This window comes from Streptomyces sp. GC420 (assembly GCF_009916105.1).
Classification (GTDB): Bacteria; Actinomycetota; Actinomycetes; order Streptomycetales; family Streptomycetaceae; genus Streptomyces.
Window position 1 is genome coordinate 1 of the sequence record NZ_JAAAXQ010000190.1, and the last position, 15,437, is coordinate 15,437.

Genomic DNA, 15,437 nt, shown 5'->3' on the forward strand with positions numbered 1-15,437 from the left:
GCGGACTTCCCGGGCACCGGCGGAACTCCGGAGATCGGCAGGCAACTCGCCGAGAGACCGAGTGAACGCCTCGCCGACCGGCTGGTGGGCGAGGTCGTCAGACACCGGGCGGTCAAGCGCCGACGCGCCGCCGGCCGTCGTCTGGCCGAGCGCGCCGGCGCGGCGGGCCGGCCCGTCCGCCGTCGTACGGGGCGGGGGTGCCGCGACCGTGCGGGCGAGGCCCTCCACGACGGCGCCGTTGATGGCGTCCGCCAGTTCCCGGGCGGCGGCCATGCCCTGGTCACCGAGGAGTTCGGCGAGCCCGCCGGCGTAGCCCTGGCCGACGGCGCGCACCTTCCACGCGCCCTGCCTGCGGTAGAGCTCCAGGGCGACCACCGCCGACTCGGCCTCCAGGTCGGTGATGGTGTAGCTGGCGATCTCCGTGCCGTCGAGGCCGGTGACCGAGACGAAGGGGGCGGCGATTCCGCCGAAGCGGGCAGGGCCGCCGACTCCGGCGGGGAGGGCCAGCAGGACGCTCACCCAGTGGATGGTGTCCGGCAGCGCGTCCAGGTCGACGGCGAGCCGGTGGTCGGCGGCGGCCTGTTTGGAGACCTCCAGGCCGGGGAGATTGGGCGAGCCCGGGTGGGCGACCCATTCGACGCCGGGCACCCTGCGCTGCTCGTCGGCGAGCGCGGCACCGGCCACGACGGGTTTCCCGGCCGAGACGCGGATCTCCAGACGGGTCTCGGGCAGCGGGTGGTTCTGCCCTCTGACCAGCTCGGCGGCCGTCATCGTCGTGGTCCCCTCGTCGAGTCGTCGCACGGAGGTGCGGGTCGTAGCGCACCAGAGCGCGGGTCGTTCGTGCGGTGGTGCGTGCGCGCCGGTCCGGCGGGCCGGGTCCGGCCGTGCCGGTGCGGCGCAGCTCCCGGGGGCTCAGTGCCTCCGGGAGCTGCGGTGGTGCGGGTGCCTGTGGTGCCTGTACCGGAGGATCTACAGGTGCGGCAGCATCGCCGGCATCAGGTCCTGGAACGTGCGGCCGTTGGCCGGGGAGCCCAGGGCGGTCATCTGCCAGCCGGTGCCCGCGCGGTGCACCTTCGCCATGATCTGCGCGGTGTACTGCCCGCCGCCGTCGAGCGTGTAGCGGGCCAGCTCCTGGCCGTTGGTCTCGTCGACCAGGCGGCAGAAGGCGTTCTGCACCTCCTGGAAGGTCTGGCCCGTGAAGGAGTTGACCGTGAAGACGATCTGGTCGATGTGGACCGGCACGCGCTGCAGGTCCACCAGGATCGACTCGTCGTCACCGCCCTGTCCGGCGCCGCCGACCAGGTTGTCGCCGGTGTGGCGCACCGAGCCGTCATCGCTGACGAGGTGGCGGAAGAAGACCACGTCCACGGGCTGCTTGTCGGCGAACAGCACGGCCGAGGCGTCGAGGTCGATCTCCCTGGTGCGCGACCCGAACAGGCCCCGCCGCGGGGCGGCCTGCCAGCCCAGCCCCATGCGCACCGCGGTCAGCGTCCCCCCGTCGTTCTTCTGCAGACTGATGGCCTGACCCTTGGTCATGTTGACCGTCACGCGCTGTCCCCTCTCTTGCCTTCCCCTGTTGCCGCCCGTGTGTGCGGTTGGTGTGAACCCTACGCAGTGGCACCGACATCGCAGCCCGGGGGGCGGTCTTTTGTGGCGGTCTTGCAACACAGCAGGTGCGCCGCACCGCCGCGGCGGCTCAGGCGATGCCCGCCTCCCGCATCTGCCGCAACTCCTTCTTCAGTTCACCGACCTCGTCACGCAGCCGGGCGGCCATCTCGAACTGCAGCTCCGCGGCGGCAGCACGCATCCGCTCGGTCATCTCCTCGATCAGCGCGGCGAGTTCCGCGGCGGGCTGGTCGGTGGGCTCCACGGCGCCCTTCCTGCCCCGCGCCGCCTTGCCGCCCTTGGCCGCCGCGGCCCCGGAGAGAGCCGGCACCGGCGCCTTGGCGCCCTTGCCGTCCTTCCCCGCCTTCCGGTAGCCGGTGCCGAGGAGCTGCTCGGTGTCGACCTCCTCGCGGGCGATGGTCGCCACGATGTCGTTGATCTTCTTGCGCAGCGGCTGAGGGTCGATGCCCCGCTCGGTGTTGTACGCGATCTGCTTGGCGCGGCGCCGGTTGGTCTCCTCGATGGCCTTCTCCATGGCCGGGGTGATCCGGTCGGCGTACATGTGCACCTGGCCCGAGACATTGCGGGCCGCACGGCCGATGGTCTGGATCAGCGAGGTGCCGGAACGCAGGAAGCCCTCCTTGTCGGCGTCCAGGATGGCGACCAGCGACACCTCGGGCAGGTCGAGGCCCTCGCGCAGCAGGTTGATGCCCACGAGGACGTCGTACTCGCCGGCGCGCAGCTCGCGCAGCAGCTCGACCCGGCGCAGCGTGTCGACGTCGCTGTGCAGGTAGCGGACCGCGATGCCGAGCTCGAGGAAGTAGTCGGTGAGGTCCTCGGCCATCTTCTTGGTCAGCGTGGTGACCAGCACCCTCCCCCTGCCCTCGCCGTCCGGTGCCGCCCCGTCTCCTCCTGTGCGCTTGCGGATCTCGTGGACCAGGTCGTCGATCTGGCCCTCGGTGGGCTTGACCACGACCTCGGGGTCGACGAGACCGGTGGGGCGGATGATCTGCTCGACGAAGCCGTCGGAGCGGGACAGCTCGTAGGAGCCCGGGGTGGCGGAGAGATACACGGTCTGCCCGGTCCGCTCGAGGAACTCCTCCCACTTCAGGGGGCGGTTGTCGAGCGCGGAGGGGAGCCGGAAGCCGTGCTCGACGAGGGTGCGCTTGCGGGAGGCGTCGCCCTCGTACATGGCGCCGATCTGCGGGACGGTCACATGCGACTCGTCGATGACCAGGAGGAAGTCCTCCGGGAAGTAGTCCAGCAGGGTGTTCGGCGGGGAGCCGGGCTCCCGGTCGTCCATGTGCAGCGAGTAGTTCTCGATGCCGGAGCAGGTGCCGATCTGGCGCATCATCTCGATGTCGTACGTCGTGCGCATGCGCAGCCGCTGGGCCTCCAGCAGCTTGCCCTGCTTCTCCAGCTCGGCGAGGCGCTGCTCGAGCTCCCGCTCGATGCCGCTGACCGCCTTCTCCATGCGCTCGGGTCCGGCGATGTAGTGGCTGGCGGGGAAGACGTACAGCTCCCGGTCGTCGCTGATCACCTCGCCGGTGAGCGGGTGCAGCGTGGACAGGGCCTCGATCTCGTCGCCGAACATCTCGATGCGCACGGCCAGCTCCTCGTACACCGGGAAGATCTCCACGGTGTCGCCGCGGACCCGGAAGGTGCCGCGGGTGAACGCCATGTCGTTGCGCGTGTACTGGATGTCGACGAAGCGGCGCAGCAGCTGGTCCCGGTCGATCTCCCCGCCGACCTTAAGGTGCACCATCCGGTCGACGTACTCCTGCGGCGTGCCCAGGCCGTAGATGCAGGAGACGGAGGCGACCACGACGACGTCACGCCGGGTGAGCAGCGAGTTCGTCGCGGAGTGGCGCAGCCGCTCGACCTCCTCGTTGATCGAGGAGTCCTTCTCGATGTAGGTGTCCGACTGCGGGACGTACGCCTCCGGCTGGTAGTAGTCGTAGTACGAGACGAAGTACTCGACTGCGTTGTTCGGGAGGAGCTCGCGGAACTCGTTTGCGAGCTGGGCGGCAAGCGTCTTGTTCGGCGCCATGACCAGCGTGGGCCGCTGCAGGCGCTCGATCATCCACGCCGTGGTGGCGGACTTTCCTGTGCCGGTCGCGCCGAGCAGGACGACGTCCTGCTCACCGGCGCGGATGCGCCGCTCCAGGTCGGCGATGGCCGTGGGCTGGTCGCCGCTGGGCCGGTAGGAGCTGACGACCTCGAAGGGCGCCACGGTGCGCTGGATATGGGAATGGGGCCGCATGCCACCACCGTACGACCCCCCACTGACAATCAGCGGCGGACGGGACGCCCCCGGACGGCGGCGGGACCGGGCCGGGTACGCCGCCGCCCCGGCCCGCCCGTGACCACCAGCGGCTCGATGACCACGACCAGGCCCGCGAGGAGCAGGAAGACGGCCGGACCGGCCATCATCGGGGCCGGCGGGGAGAGGGGCGTGGCGGCGGCCGCCGGGCCCGTGGTGTCGTGCAGGCGCACGTCCACGGCGGCCATCGCCGTGTAGTGCATGCCGAAGACGGCCAGGCCCATGAGCAGGGAGGCGGCGAGGCCGGCCCGGAAGCCCTTTGCCGAGAGGGCGATCCACAGGGCGGTGGTCGCGGCCACCACGGCGATCAGCACCGACGCGGTGACCGTGGACGTGTCGTAGGCGAGGTCGGCGCGCAGCCGCAGTCCGGCCATCCCGAGGTAGTGCGTCGCCGCGATACCGAGTCCGGTGATCACTCCGCCGGTGAAGAGCGCCTGGGCGGTCGGGCCCCGGTGGCAGGCGATGAAGACCCCGATGCCCGTCATGAGGACGCCGGCGGCGAGGCCGGCGAAGGCCGTCGCCGCGTCGTAGCGGATCGGTGCCCCCGCCACCGTGAATCCCGTCATCGCGATGAAGTGCGTGATCCACACCCCGGCGCCGATGGCTGCGGCGCCGAGCGCGAGCCAGCCGGACCTGCGGGAGCCGCCCGCCATGAGCGAGCGGACCGTGCAGCGCAGGCCGAGCGCGGCACTCAGCGACGCCACGGTGTAGGCGGCCACCGGCGCGACCGGGCCGTAGCCGCCCCCATGAACAGCGCTGACGGTGCTGACGGTGCTCTGGATGGCCACACTTGCCGCCCTCCTTCGCTGGACGCGCCGCGAAACCGCCCCGAGGGGCCCGACCGGAGCCGCGTCGGCCGCGGTTGGGGCAGAGCGTAGGGTGCCGCGCGGACCGGTCGAGTGATTTCCACAGGATCTGCCAGAACCCGGGGCGGACGGCTGTGACCCGGTTGGCTCCGTTCAGGTTGTGTCCACTGCCCGCCTGCCATCTGTTGGCTCTCACCTGCCATGGTCGGCGGGTCCGTGATCCGACGACGCGAGGAGTCCACGTGAACGTACGCCCTGTCGCCGCAACCGCCGCCACGATCCTCGGAGTCGGTGCCCTGGTCCTGCCGGGCACGGCCGGAGCCGCGGGACACGCCGGCCGCTCCGCTCAGGACGGAGCCCCGACGGTCGTGGCGCACCGGGGTGCCTCCGCCTACGCGCCGGAGAACACCCTGGCCGCCGTCGACGCGGCGGCCCGGCTGGGCATCAGGTGGGTGGAGAACGACGTCCAGCGCACCAAGGACGGCGAGCTGGTGGTGATGCACGACCCGACGCTCGAGCGGACGACGAACGTGGAGCAGGTCTTCCCCGACCGTGCGCCGTGGAAGGTCGCCGACTTCACCGCCGCCGAGATCGCCCGCCTCGACGCGGGCAGCTGGTTCGGCGAGGAGTACGCCGGCCAGCGCGTCCCCACGCTGAGGCAGTACCTGCACCGCGTCTCGGTGCGCCGGCAGAGCCTGCTGCTCGAGATCAAGAGGCCCGAGCTCTACCCGGGCATCGAGTCCCAGATCCTGCGCGTCCTGGACCGGCAGGGGTGGCTGGACGCCGCGCACCGGAACCGGCTGACCGTCCAGAGTTTCAGCGCCGACAGCGTCAGGGCCGTGCACGGCCTGCGGAGCAGCCTCAAGACCGGCTTCCTCGGCACCCCGCCGGTCGCGGACCTGCCGGAGTACGCCCGGTTCGCCGACCAGATCAACCCCTCGCACTCCACGATCTCCGCCGGCTACGTCGCCGAGGTCCACAGGCTCGAGGGCGCCCACGGAAAGCCGCTCGAGGTGTTCACCTGGACGGTGAACGACGCCTCCACCGCCGTACGCGTCCAGGGCTACGGAGTCGACGGCATCATCAGCAACACGCCGGACGTCGTGCGCGAAGCCACCGGCGGCGGCTACTGGAAGTGGCCGCTCGGTCTGTCCGCCGCTTCGGCCGTCCGCTGAGCCGGGTGCCGCCGCGGCCGGCCGGGGGCCTTGTCAGTGGCCGGCCGTACGGTGGGCGTGTGGACAGTGACGAGGACGGGCGGGACCAGGAGCGGGGCCGGGGCGGACGGCGCGTCGAGTGGGCGGTGACCGGCAGTGACATCGGCCCGCTGCTGCTGGCCGCCACCGGGACCGGCCTGGTGGAGGTCGTCTTCCACGCCGACGAGAAGGTCACAGGGCGGGCGCTCGAGCGGCTGGCCGGGCGGCTGGGCACCGAGCCCGTGCGCCCGGACCGTCCCGAGCTGCTGGCCGAGCCGATACGCCAGCTCCGGGCGTACTTCGGGGGCACGCTGCGCGCCTTCACCCTCCCGCTCGACTGGTCGCTGAGCGGCGGCTTCAACCGCGAGGTGCTGCGGGCGCTCGCCTCCGGCGTCCCGTACGGCACGGTCGTGGGCTACGGCGAGCTGGCCCGCCGGGTGGGCCGGCCGGGAGCGGCGCAGGCGGTCGGCGCGGCCATGGGGTCCAACCCGCTGCCGGTGGTGGTGCCCTGCCACCGGGTGGTGGACAGCGACGGCGGCATCGGCGGCTTCGGGGGCGGCCTGGAGACCAAGCGGAGGCTGCTGGCGCTGGAGGGCGTGCTGCCGGAGCCGCTGTTCTGAGACGCCGCCGGTGGCCGGGCGCCGGCCCGGGCGGGTGTGCGGGACGGCTCCGGCGCGCGGCACCGCGCGCCGGAGCCCGGCGGCAGGGGGGCCAGAAAGCGGGAAGGCCGTACTGACGTGCGAGGTGGCACACTGCGGAGGTGACTGACGACGTAGCCCAGCCCTCCGTGCCGCCGAAGGCACCCGAGGACACGCGGCCGGAGGCGCCCCCGCCCACCGGGCACTGCGCGGTGCCCGTGGCCGACATCGGCGCGCTGCGCAGGCGCACCACCGCCGTGCTCGTGGCAAGCCAGATCCTCGGCGGCCTCGGAGTGGCGACCGGCATCGCCCTGGCGGCGGTGCTGGCCCAGCAGGTCAGCGGTACCGAGGCCCTGTCCGGGCTGGCGCCGACCGCGACCGTGGTCGGCACGGCGCTGCTGTCGCTGCCGCTCGCCGCGCTCATGACCGCGCGCGGCCGCCGCGCCGGGCTCGTCCTCGCCTACGGCATCGGGGCACTCGGCGCCGGCGTCGTGGTCCTCGCGTCCGTGATCGGCAGCTTCCCCCTCCTCCTGCTGGGCATGGCCGGCTTCGGAGGGGCCTCGTCGGCGAACCTGCAGGCCAGGTTCGCCGCGGCGGACCTCGCCGAGCCCGACCACCGGGCACGGGCGATCTCCACCGTCGTCTGGGCCACCACGATCGGCGCGGTCCTCGGCCCCAACATCGCCGCGCCGGCCGGGCGCAGCGTCACCGGCCTCGGCATACCCGCCGCCGCCGGCCCCTTCGCCTGGGCCGCGGTCGTCTTCGTGCTGGCCGCCGCGACGGTGTGGGTCCTGCTGCGCCCCGATCCGCTCCTCACGGCCCGCGCGCTCGCGGCCGGTAAGGAACCGGAGGCGCCGGGGGCCCGCTCACTGCGCGCCGGGTTCGCGGCCGTCGCGGCGTCGCCGATGGCCAGGCTGGCGCTGGTCACGGTCGCCGTGGCGCACACCGCGATGGTGTCGATCATGTCGATGACCCCGGTGGCGCTCTCCCACCACGGCGCCGGCATCGAACTGATCGGCCTCGTCATCAGCGGGCACATCGCGGGCATGTACGCGTTCTCCCCGGTGATGGGCCGGCTCTCCGACAAGCTGGGCCGGCTCTCGGTCATCGGCCTGGCGGCCGGGCTGCTCGCCTGCGCGGCCCTGCTCGCGGGGACCGCCGGCGCCAGTCACGGCAGGACCGCCGCCGGTCTCTTCGTCCTCGGCCTCGGCTGGTCGGCCGGCCTCGTCGCGGGCTCCGCCCTGCTCACCGACTCCGTCCCGCAGCCCTCGCGAGCGGCCGTCCAGGGACTCTCCGACCTCACCATGAACGCCAGCGCGGGCCTCGGGGGTGTCGTCGCGGGCATCGTCGTCGCCCAGGCGGGCTACGGCTGGCTCAACGCCCTCGCCGCGTGCCTGCTGCTGCCGATGGCCCTGCTGGCCATGCGCAGGGCCATCAGCCGCTGACCCGTCGGCGCCGGGCCGCCACCGGGCCGCCTGCGCCGGCCGGAGCGCCGTGGGGGGACGTCGAGGGGCGTCAGAGGCGGCGGCACCCGTGCCGAGCGGACAGGTACGCAAGGGCGCCGGAGTCCGGTGTCCACGCGGACCGGCCGACGGGCGGCACGACACTGCCGTACGAGTCACTGCGCCGGGCGGGTTTGAGAGAGTGCCCGCGTCGCCATTGATGCAATGAGTGCCGCGAGACCGGAGGTTCGTGCGATGCCTGTGCCTGCTGCTGATTCCCCGTTCGCCGTGTCGGAGGAGGTGCGTGAGGCACTGGACGCCGGGCGGCCGGTGGTCGCCCTGGAGTCCACGATCATCGCGCACGGTCTCCCGCGGCCCCGGAACCTGCGGATCGCGCAGGAGTTGGAGGGACTCGTACGGGCCGAGGACGCGGTTCCCGCTACGATCGCCGTCGTCGACGGACGGCCCCATGTCGGCCTCGGCAAGGCGGAACTGGAGCGGATCGCCAACGAGGACGGCATACGCAAGCTCGGTCACCGCGACCTCGCTCCCGCCATGGCCGCCGGGGTCAGCGGTGCGACCACGGTCTCAGGGACGGCCTTCCTCGCCGAGCGGTTCGGTATCCGGGTCTTCGCGACCGGCGGCCTGGGCGGCGTGCACCGCGACTGGACCCGCGACCAGGACGAGTCAGCCGACCTGCGGCTGCTGGCCCGCACGCCGATCACGGTGGTCTGCGCCGGGGTGAAGTCCATCCTCGACGTGCCGGCGACACTGCAGCGGCTGGAGACGCTGGGGGTCGGCGTGATCGGCTACGGGACCTCGGAGTTCCCGGGCTTCTACCTGCGGTCCTCCTCGCAGCCGGTGGACTGGACCGTGCGGTCGCCGGAGGAGGTCGCCGCGGTGATGCGGGCGCACGACGCGCTGGACGATCTGGACTCCGCGCTGATCGTGGCGAACCCGGTCGCCGAGGACGAGCAGCTCGACCCCGGGCTGCACGACCGGGTGCTGGCGGAGGCGCTGCGGGCGTGCGCCCGGGAGGGGATCACGGGGCAGGCCGTCACCCCGTTCCTCCTCGACCGGCTGGTCCGGGGCACGGACGGCGCCTCGCTGGAGGCCAATGTGGCGGCCGTGCGTGGCAATGTGCGGCTCGCGGCGCGGATCGCGAAGGCGTACGCGGACCTCGCCCGCACCGGGGATGCGTACGGCGCCCAGGCGCCCGCGGAAGACCCCCGCAGAGCATGAGCGGAGGGCTGCTGGTCATCGGTGACGTCATCACCGACGTGGTCGCACGCCACGAGGGGCCGCTCGCACCGGCCACGGACACGCCGGCGCGGATCGCGATGCTGCCGGGCGGCGCCGGGGCGAACGCGGCCTGCTGGGCGGTACGGCGCGGGGCGCGCGACGTACGGATGCTGGGGCGGGTCGGCGCGGACGCGGCCGCGTGGCACGGGCAGGCGCTGATCCGCGCCGGTGTGCGGCCCCTGCTGATCACCGACCAGTACGAGCCGACCGGGACCGTGGTCTCACTCGTCGACTCGGCGGCGAACGGGGAGCGTACCTTCCTGACGGACAGCGGGGCCGCGCTGCGGCTGTCCGTCGCCGACTGGCGTGACGGGCTGCTCAACGGGGTCTCCCATCTGCACCTTTCCGGCTACCTGTGCTTCGCGGAGGAGCCGCGCGCGCTGGTACGGCTCGCGATGGCGGCGGCGCGGGCCCGGCGGGTGCCGGTGAGCGTGGATCCGGCGTCGGCCGGGTTCGTGGCGCGCATGGGGGTGGAGCGGTTCCTGGCCACGGTCAAGGGGGCGGACGTGCTGCTGCCCAACCGGGACGAGGCGCTGCTGCTGACCGGGGCGGACGACCCGGTACGGGCCGCGGAGGCGCTGGGCAGCCGGTTTCCGCTCGTGGTGGTGACGTTGGGAGCGGAGGGCGCGCTGGTCGCGGGTGGCGGGGCGGAGGTCGTGAAGGTCTCGGGCGTGCGGGTGACCCCGCGGGACACGACCGGGGCGGGGGACGCGTTCACCGGCGGTTTCCTGGCGGCCCGGCTCGGCGGCGCGGGCGTGGTCGCTGCGGCGGAGGCGGGGTGCAGGGCCGGGGCGGAAGCGGTGACGCTGATCGGGGGGCGACCCGCTCAGTACGGCTGAGCGGTTACGCCCGGGGGAACACGGGCCCGTCGGCGGGAAGTCCCGGCTGCGGCGGGGCCGTGATTGACGACCCGTCAGAAAGGCTCCGAGTGGAGCGTGCCGTCGAGCACCGTGACCGCGTGGCCGCGCAGATGGACGCGGTCGCCGTGCACCGAGGTGTGGAGGAGTCCGGTGCGGGGCGAGGCCTGGAGCGCGGTGAGCGCGATCCGCCCGAGGCGGGCGGACCAGAAGGGGGCCAGGGACACATGGGCGCTGCCCGTCACCGGGTCCTCCGGGATGCCGGCCGTGGGGGCGAAGAAGCGGGAGACGAAGTCGTACGTGCCGCCCATGACTTGCGTCCCGTCGGCGCCTTTCGTGCCGTCGGCGGGGTGCGCGCCGTGCGCGTCGTGGTTCCGTGCGGCGGCCGTGACGATGAGGCCTCGGGCGGACTCGCGGGTCAGGAGCGCCGCCAGCGCCGCCTGGTCGGGTGCCGCCTCCCGTACCGCCGTCTCGTCGGGCAGGACGGCCAGGAGGTCGTCCGTGACGGTGGCGGTGTGGGTGGACTCCGGTGCGACGCCGAGGGCTTCGGTCAGGCCGGCCGGTTGCGGGATCCGGGTGACGGTCGCGGCGGGGAAGTCGAGGGTGATGCTGCCGTCCTCGTTGCCCCGGGTGACGAGAACCCCGCTGCGGAGGCTGCGGAAGCGGACCGGGCCGGACGCGGCGAGGGCGTGGGCGGTGGCGAGGGTCGCGTGGCCGCAGAGGCGGACCTCCTCGTCGACGGGTGTGAACCAGCGGATCGCCCAGTCGGCGTCCTCGCCCGGGGGCAGTGGGTGGGCGAACGCCGTCTCGGAGAGGTTGAGTTCGGAGGCGACCCGCTGCATCCAGGCGTCCGAGGGGAAACCGTCGTCGAGCAGGCACACTCCCGCGGGGTTGCCGGCGAAGGGCCGGTCGGTGAAGGCGTCGATGATTCGGATGCGCATGGGCCGACGATAGGAGGCGGGCGCGGCACGGTTGGAGGGCCAATCCGAGGTGGGTGGACCTCGGCGGTGACGGGGCGGGAAATCCGCGGCGCGGGCTGCCGGGCGCTGTTACGCTCGCAGCATGATCGAGACTTCCTGTCGGACGATGCCCCCGCTGCGGGGCTGCTGACACGTGACCAGGGCCCCGGGGACGGGGCCTCTTTCGTTTTCGGGACGTCCCGCCTCGCGGCAGGAAGGGTTCCCATGAACTACTACGTGACGACGACGATTCCGTACGTCAATTCCCGTCCCCACCTCGGCTTCGCGCTGAAACTGGTGCAGGGCGGGTGCGCTTCCACGCCGTGTACTGGCCGGCGATGCTGCTGTCGGCGGGGCTGCCGCTGCCGACGGACGTGCTCGTGCACGACTGTCTGACCGTGGACGGCCGCAAGATCAGCAAGTCGGCGGGGGCGACGGTCGACCCGTTGGAGCTGGTGCACGACTACGGCACGGACGCGGTGCGCTGGTGGCTGCTGCGGGAGGTGCCGAGGGCCGGGGACGTCGATTTCACCTTGGAACGGCTGGTGGCCAGGGCCGACTCGGATCTCGCGGGCGGCCTGGGGAACCTGGTCGCCAGGGTGGTGACCATGGTCCACCGTTTCCGGGCGGGCGTGGTGCCCGCCGCTGTGCCCGCGGGAGGGTCCGGCGCTGCGGTGCCCCGTACGGCGCACGGCTCGGTGCCCGGCGGGGCGCCGGACAGGGAGCCGGGCGGGCGGATCGCGGACGTGTGCGGGCGGGCGCCCGGGCTGGTGGACGCCGCGCTGGAGGCCTTCGACTTCCGCCGGGCGGCGCTGGCCGTGTGGAGTGTGGTGGACGAGGCCAACCGGCATGTCGACCGCACCCGCCCGTGGGAACTGGCCGCGGCGGAACGCGCCGGCGACCCGGAGGCCGGGCGGCGGCTGGACCGTGCGCTGGCCGAGCTGGTGGCTGCCTGCGCCGTGGTGGCCACGGAGCTGGAGCCGTTTCTGCCGGGCGCGGCGGCCCTGGTGCGGGAGCGGTGCACGCCGGTGGGCGGCGTACTGCCGCCCGCGGGGCGGCTGTTCCCCCGGGTCGGCGAGTGGACCGGCCACTGAGCGCCGGCACCTGCCGGGGGCCGGGCGGCCGTCGCTCCGGGCGGAGGACGCCCCGCGCGGAACAGGGCCTAAAGTGAGCTGTTCTTGCCGGAAGTGGGGGAAGGGGCGCGGTGAGTCTTCGCGAGGACGATCCCCGGTCGGTGGGCGGCCACCGGATCGAGGCGCGGATCGGGACGGGCGGCATGGGCGTCGTCTACCTGGCCCGGTCGGCGTCGGGGCGGGCCGTCGCGGTCAAGGTCGTTCATGCGCGGTTCGCGGACAACGCGGAGTTCCGGGCCAGGTTCCGGCAGGAGATCGCGGCGGCGCGCCGGGTCAGCGGGGCGTTCACGGCGCCGGTCGTGGACGCCGACCCGGACGCGGAGCGGCCCTGGATGGCGACCGCGTACGTGCCGGGCCGCACCCTGGCTGAGCGGGTGACGGAGTCGGGCCCGCTGGACTGGCCCGCGCTGCACCGCCTGGGGACCGAACTCGCCGAGGCGCTGCGGGAGATCCACCGCGCGGAGGTCGTGCACCGGGACCTCAAGCCGAGCAATGTCCTGCTGCTTGACGAGGAGGGCGACGACGGGGCGGTGCGGGTCATCGACTTCGGCATCTCGCGGGCGGCGAGCAGCGACGTGCGGACGCAGACCGGCATGGTGATGGGTTCCCCGCCGTTCATGGCGCCCGAGCAGTTCAGCCGCCCCCGCGAGGTGGGTCCCGCGGTGGACGTGTTCTCGCTGGGCGCGCTGCTGGTGTACGCGGCGACCGGGCGCAGCCCCTTCGAGGCGGACAACGCCTATGTGGCCGCGTACAACACCGTGCACAGCGAGCCGGAGCTTGGCGGGCTGCCCGAGCCGGCGCGGCGGCTGGTGACGGCCTGTCTGGCTAAGGACCCCGCGGCCCGGCCGACTCCGGGCGAGGTGCTGGAGGCGCTGGCCAAACTGCCCGGGGCCCCGGCGCGAACCCGGGACTCCGGCGATCCCGGCAGTCCCGGCGCGGCCGGGAGCAGGGACGAACGGGGGAACGCCGGTGCACCGCCGCTCCCCCCGGGCGCGGGTGCGACCGTGCTGTCGGAGTCCGCAGGGCGGCGCGTCGGGCACCGGAGGTGGGTGGCGATCGCCGCCGCACTGCTGCTGGGCGCGGCGGGGACGACCGCCGCCGTCCTGTCGCTCGGCCCGACGAACGACGCCGTGCCCCGGACGGTCACCGGGAGTACCACCCGCACGACCCCGGCGGGCTGGCAGCCGTGGCGCACGACGCTGGGGCGGGACGACGAGGTCCGGGCGGGCCCGTCCCTCAGCCCGTCCTGCACCCCGGACGCTCTCGGGGTCTTCTGCTCCACCCCGGAGGCGGCGCTGCTGCGGCTGAGCCCGACGACGGGCCGCGTCGACTGGACCAGGCCGATGAAGGACCGCGGGGTGCTCGGTCCGGCCGTGAGCAGACCGGTCGTCCACGACGGGTTGGTGTACGTCAGGAGCGCGGACGCCGCCCGAGGCGTGGACGCCTTCGACGGCAGGACCGGGAAACGCCTGTGGCACCTGGACGGGCCGGTGGCGGAGTTCTCGTACCTGAGCGGCGTACTCGTAGCACGGCTGGACGAATTCGGCGCCTCGAAGAGCGCGGACTACGCGGCGTACGACCCCCGCACCGGCGAGCAGGTGTGGCGGCGGGAACTGGCCTCCGCCTCCCCGAGCCCCTTCCACGCCGGCGCGGAGGGGATGCTCTACGCCGATCTGCGGGGCGGCAGCGGCCCAATAGCCCGGATCGACGCGCGGACGGGCCGGACGCTGGGCACGGTCACCGCCCCGGAGGGCGACCTGTGGCTGGCCACCGTTCATGACGGCACGGCGTACTACGCGCGTTGGGAGGACGGCACGGGGGTCTCCGCCGCCTTCTTCATCCAGGACCTGGAGACCGGAAGGACCCGGCGCATCGACTTCCCGTGGAGCGTCGAGCCGGAGGCCCCGCCGCTGGTGCACGGCGACACCATGTACCTGTTCGACTACGGCAACGAGGCGCTGCTCGCGCTCGATCTGAAGCGGGGCAAGCCGCTGTGGACGAGCTCGCGCGAGCTGCGGGTCTTCGGCGAGCCCGCCCTCCACGACGGCCGGCTGTACGTCAACATGCCGGACACCAGTGTCCTCGCGCTCGATCCGCGCACCGGCGAGGAGATCGGGCGCACGGACCCGCCGTTCGACACGGCGGGCCGCTCCTTCGAAGAGCTGTCGCCGAGCCCGGTGCCGCCGCTGCCGGCGAAGGGCGTCCTGTACGGGGTCAACGACCTCGGGGTCTTCTCCGTGGCCGACGTCTCCTGACCGGCGGCCGGAGCCGACGGGCAGCCCGGCACGCGGCCGGGGCGGAGCGGCGGGCGGTGGACGGACGGGCTGTGGACGGACGGGCTGTGGACTGACGGACGGTGGACGGGCCACCGAGGGCGCGTCGGTCACCGCGTCACAGTGCCGCGGCCGGGTGGCGCGGGTCGTCCGCCCGCACGACGACGTCCGCGTTCTCGGCGGGCCGCACCTCCTCCTCGTACCGCTCGAAGGCGGGCAGCGTCCACCGCTCGCCCGCCTCGGTGCGGCGCCGCAGGGCGCCGGGCGAGAGCCGGACGTGCACCTTCAGGTCGAAGGGGAACCAGTGGCCGAGGAGCAGCGGTCCGTGCAGCAGCAGGACGCCGCCCTCCGGGAGCCGGGTGTACGCGCTGCGGGTGGCCCGGTCCGTGACCGGGTCCCACAGGTCGGGCAGCACGCGTCCGCCGCCGCCGGGCTCCAGTGGCGCGAACACCTCCCGCCACAGGGCGTTCACGTCGAACCAGCCGCCGTAGTACGAGTCCACGTCGTGGTGCCCGTACTCGAGGCGGAGCGAGGCGGGCCGCAGAAAGCCCTCGGCGGCCACGACGAGGACGGACCGTCCGCGCAGGCGCAGCGCCTCGGCGATCAGCTCGGCGAATTCCCCGGTCCGCGCGGCCGGGGCGCCGTCCACGGCGAGCTTCGGCCAGGGGCCGCCGTCCGCGGGCTCCAGCCCGTCCGCCCGCTCGGCGATGGCGTCGGCCAGTCGTTCCCAGGTGATCGCTTCGAGCCGCACACGCTCCATCATGCCTCGCGGGACGGGCGGGCGGTTCAGTGTTCGGGAGCGTGGAAGACGGTGGTCTCCTGCCACAGCCGGGGCAGCATGACCCGCACGCCGTCCCGCCTGCCCTGCGCGGCGAGGAAGGTGAGCGTGGCCGCGACGTCGTCGAC

General features: G+C 73.7%; 13 protein-coding genes. 7 read left to right on the forward strand and 6 right to left on the reverse strand.

Annotated elements, in window-relative coordinates; all coding sequences use genetic code 11:
• The 4 genes from GUY61_RS22380 to GUY61_RS22395 form a co-directional block, all read right to left on the reverse strand.
• Positions 1 to 771 (reverse strand): TerD family protein (locus GUY61_RS22380; protein WP_166632026.1); only part of this gene is annotated, 771 nt, incomplete at its 3' end.
• A 198-nt stretch (positions 772 to 969) separates the two neighbouring features.
• A complete protein-coding gene (locus GUY61_RS22385) occupies positions 970 to 1,548 on the reverse strand; it encodes a TerD family protein (RefSeq protein ID WP_166632017.1) in 579 nt (192 codons plus the stop codon).
• A gap of 148 nt (positions 1,549 to 1,696) precedes the next feature.
• On the reverse strand, positions 1,697 to 3,868 hold the full coding sequence (uvrB, locus tag GUY61_RS22390; RefSeq protein ID WP_166632018.1) for an excinuclease ABC subunit UvrB: 2,172 nt from the start codon (positions 3,866 to 3,868) through the stop codon (positions 1,697 to 1,699).
• A gap of 29 nt (positions 3,869 to 3,897) precedes the next feature.
• Positions 3,898 to 4,716 carry an MHYT domain-containing protein gene (locus GUY61_RS22395; protein WP_313896796.1) on the reverse strand — a complete coding sequence of 273 codons (819 nt, stop codon included), beginning with the start codon at positions 4,714 to 4,716 and terminating at the stop codon, positions 3,898 to 3,900.
• 260 nt (positions 4,717 to 4,976) lie between these two features.
• Between GUY61_RS22395 and GUY61_RS22400 the strand changes: the two genes are divergently transcribed.
• The 5 genes from GUY61_RS22400 (at position 4,977) to GUY61_RS22420 (ending at position 10,148) form a co-directional block, all read left to right on the forward strand.
• Positions 4,977 to 5,909 (forward strand): glycerophosphodiester phosphodiesterase family protein, encoded by a 933-nt coding sequence (locus tag GUY61_RS22400; RefSeq protein WP_166632019.1) that lies wholly within the window; start codon positions 4,977 to 4,979, stop codon positions 5,907 to 5,909.
• 59 nt (positions 5,910 to 5,968) lie between these two features.
• Positions 5,969 to 6,547: a methylated-DNA--[protein]-cysteine S-methyltransferase gene (locus tag GUY61_RS22405; protein ID WP_166632020.1), complete on the forward strand. Its 579-nt coding sequence runs from the start codon at positions 5,969 to 5,971 to the stop codon at positions 6,545 to 6,547.
• Between the two features lie 230 nt (positions 6,548 to 6,777).
• Entirely contained in the window at positions 6,778 to 8,010 is a 1,233-nt protein-coding gene (locus GUY61_RS22410) for an MFS transporter (RefSeq protein ID WP_313896798.1), read from the forward strand.
• 252 nt (positions 8,011 to 8,262) lie between these two features.
• Positions 8,263 to 9,249 (forward strand): pseudouridine-5'-phosphate glycosidase, encoded by a 987-nt coding sequence (locus GUY61_RS22415; protein WP_166632021.1) that lies wholly within the window; start codon positions 8,263 to 8,265, stop codon positions 9,247 to 9,249.
• Positions 9,246 to 10,148, forward strand: coding sequence for a carbohydrate kinase family protein (locus tag GUY61_RS22420; protein WP_166632022.1), 903 nt, complete (start codon positions 9,246 to 9,248; stop codon positions 10,146 to 10,148). Before GUY61_RS22415 ends, GUY61_RS22420 begins: the two co-directional genes overlap by 4 nt.
• Before the next feature lie 74 nt (positions 10,149 to 10,222).
• On the opposite strand, the gene GUY61_RS22425 is transcribed toward GUY61_RS22420, so the two are convergent.
• The gene (locus GUY61_RS22425) at positions 10,223 to 11,107 is read right to left on the reverse strand and encodes a PhzF family phenazine biosynthesis protein (RefSeq protein WP_166632023.1); all 885 of its coding nucleotides are present in this window, start codon (positions 11,105 to 11,107) and stop codon (positions 10,223 to 10,225) included.
• Between the two features lie 326 nt (positions 11,108 to 11,433).
• Here GUY61_RS22425 and GUY61_RS22430 point away from each other — a divergent pair, with 326 nt between their 5' ends.
• Both GUY61_RS22430 and GUY61_RS41595 read left to right on the forward strand, forming a co-directional pair.
• Positions 11,434 to 12,219: a class I tRNA ligase family protein gene (locus GUY61_RS22430; RefSeq protein WP_313896797.1), complete on the forward strand. Its 786-nt coding sequence runs from the start codon at positions 11,434 to 11,436 to the stop codon at positions 12,217 to 12,219.
• Between the two features lie 110 nt (positions 12,220 to 12,329).
• Complete coding sequence (locus GUY61_RS41595) at positions 12,330 to 14,513, forward strand: protein kinase domain-containing protein (RefSeq protein WP_166632024.1); 2,184 nt, start codon at positions 12,330 to 12,332, stop codon at positions 14,511 to 14,513.
• Positions 14,514 to 14,649: 136 nt separating this feature from the next.
• Here GUY61_RS41595 and GUY61_RS22440 read toward each other — a convergent pair whose 3' ends face one another.
• Positions 14,650 to 15,291, reverse strand: coding sequence for a uridine kinase (locus GUY61_RS22440; protein ID WP_208106322.1), 642 nt, complete (start codon positions 15,289 to 15,291; stop codon positions 14,650 to 14,652).
• Positions 15,292 to 15,437: the final 146 nt, after the last annotated feature.

Coding starts and splice junctions, on each gene's coding strand:
- uvrB (WP_166632018.1), bottom strand. CDS start 3,868: ATGCGGCCCCATTCCCATATCCAGCGCACCGTGGCGCCCTTCGAGGTC.
- GUY61_RS22415 (WP_166632021.1), top strand. CDS start 8,263: ATGCCTGTGCCTGCTGCTGATTCCCCGTTCGCCGTGTCGGAGGAGGTG.
- GUY61_RS22420 (WP_166632022.1), top strand. CDS start 9,246: ATGAGCGGAGGGCTGCTGGTCATCGGTGACGTCATCACCGACGTGGTC.
- GUY61_RS22425 (WP_166632023.1), bottom strand. CDS start 11,107: ATGCGCATCCGAATCATCGACGCCTTCACCGACCGGCCCTTCGCCGGC.
- GUY61_RS22440 (WP_208106322.1), bottom strand. CDS start 15,291: ATGGAGCGTGTGCGGCTCGAAGCGATCACCTGGGAACGACTGGCCGAC.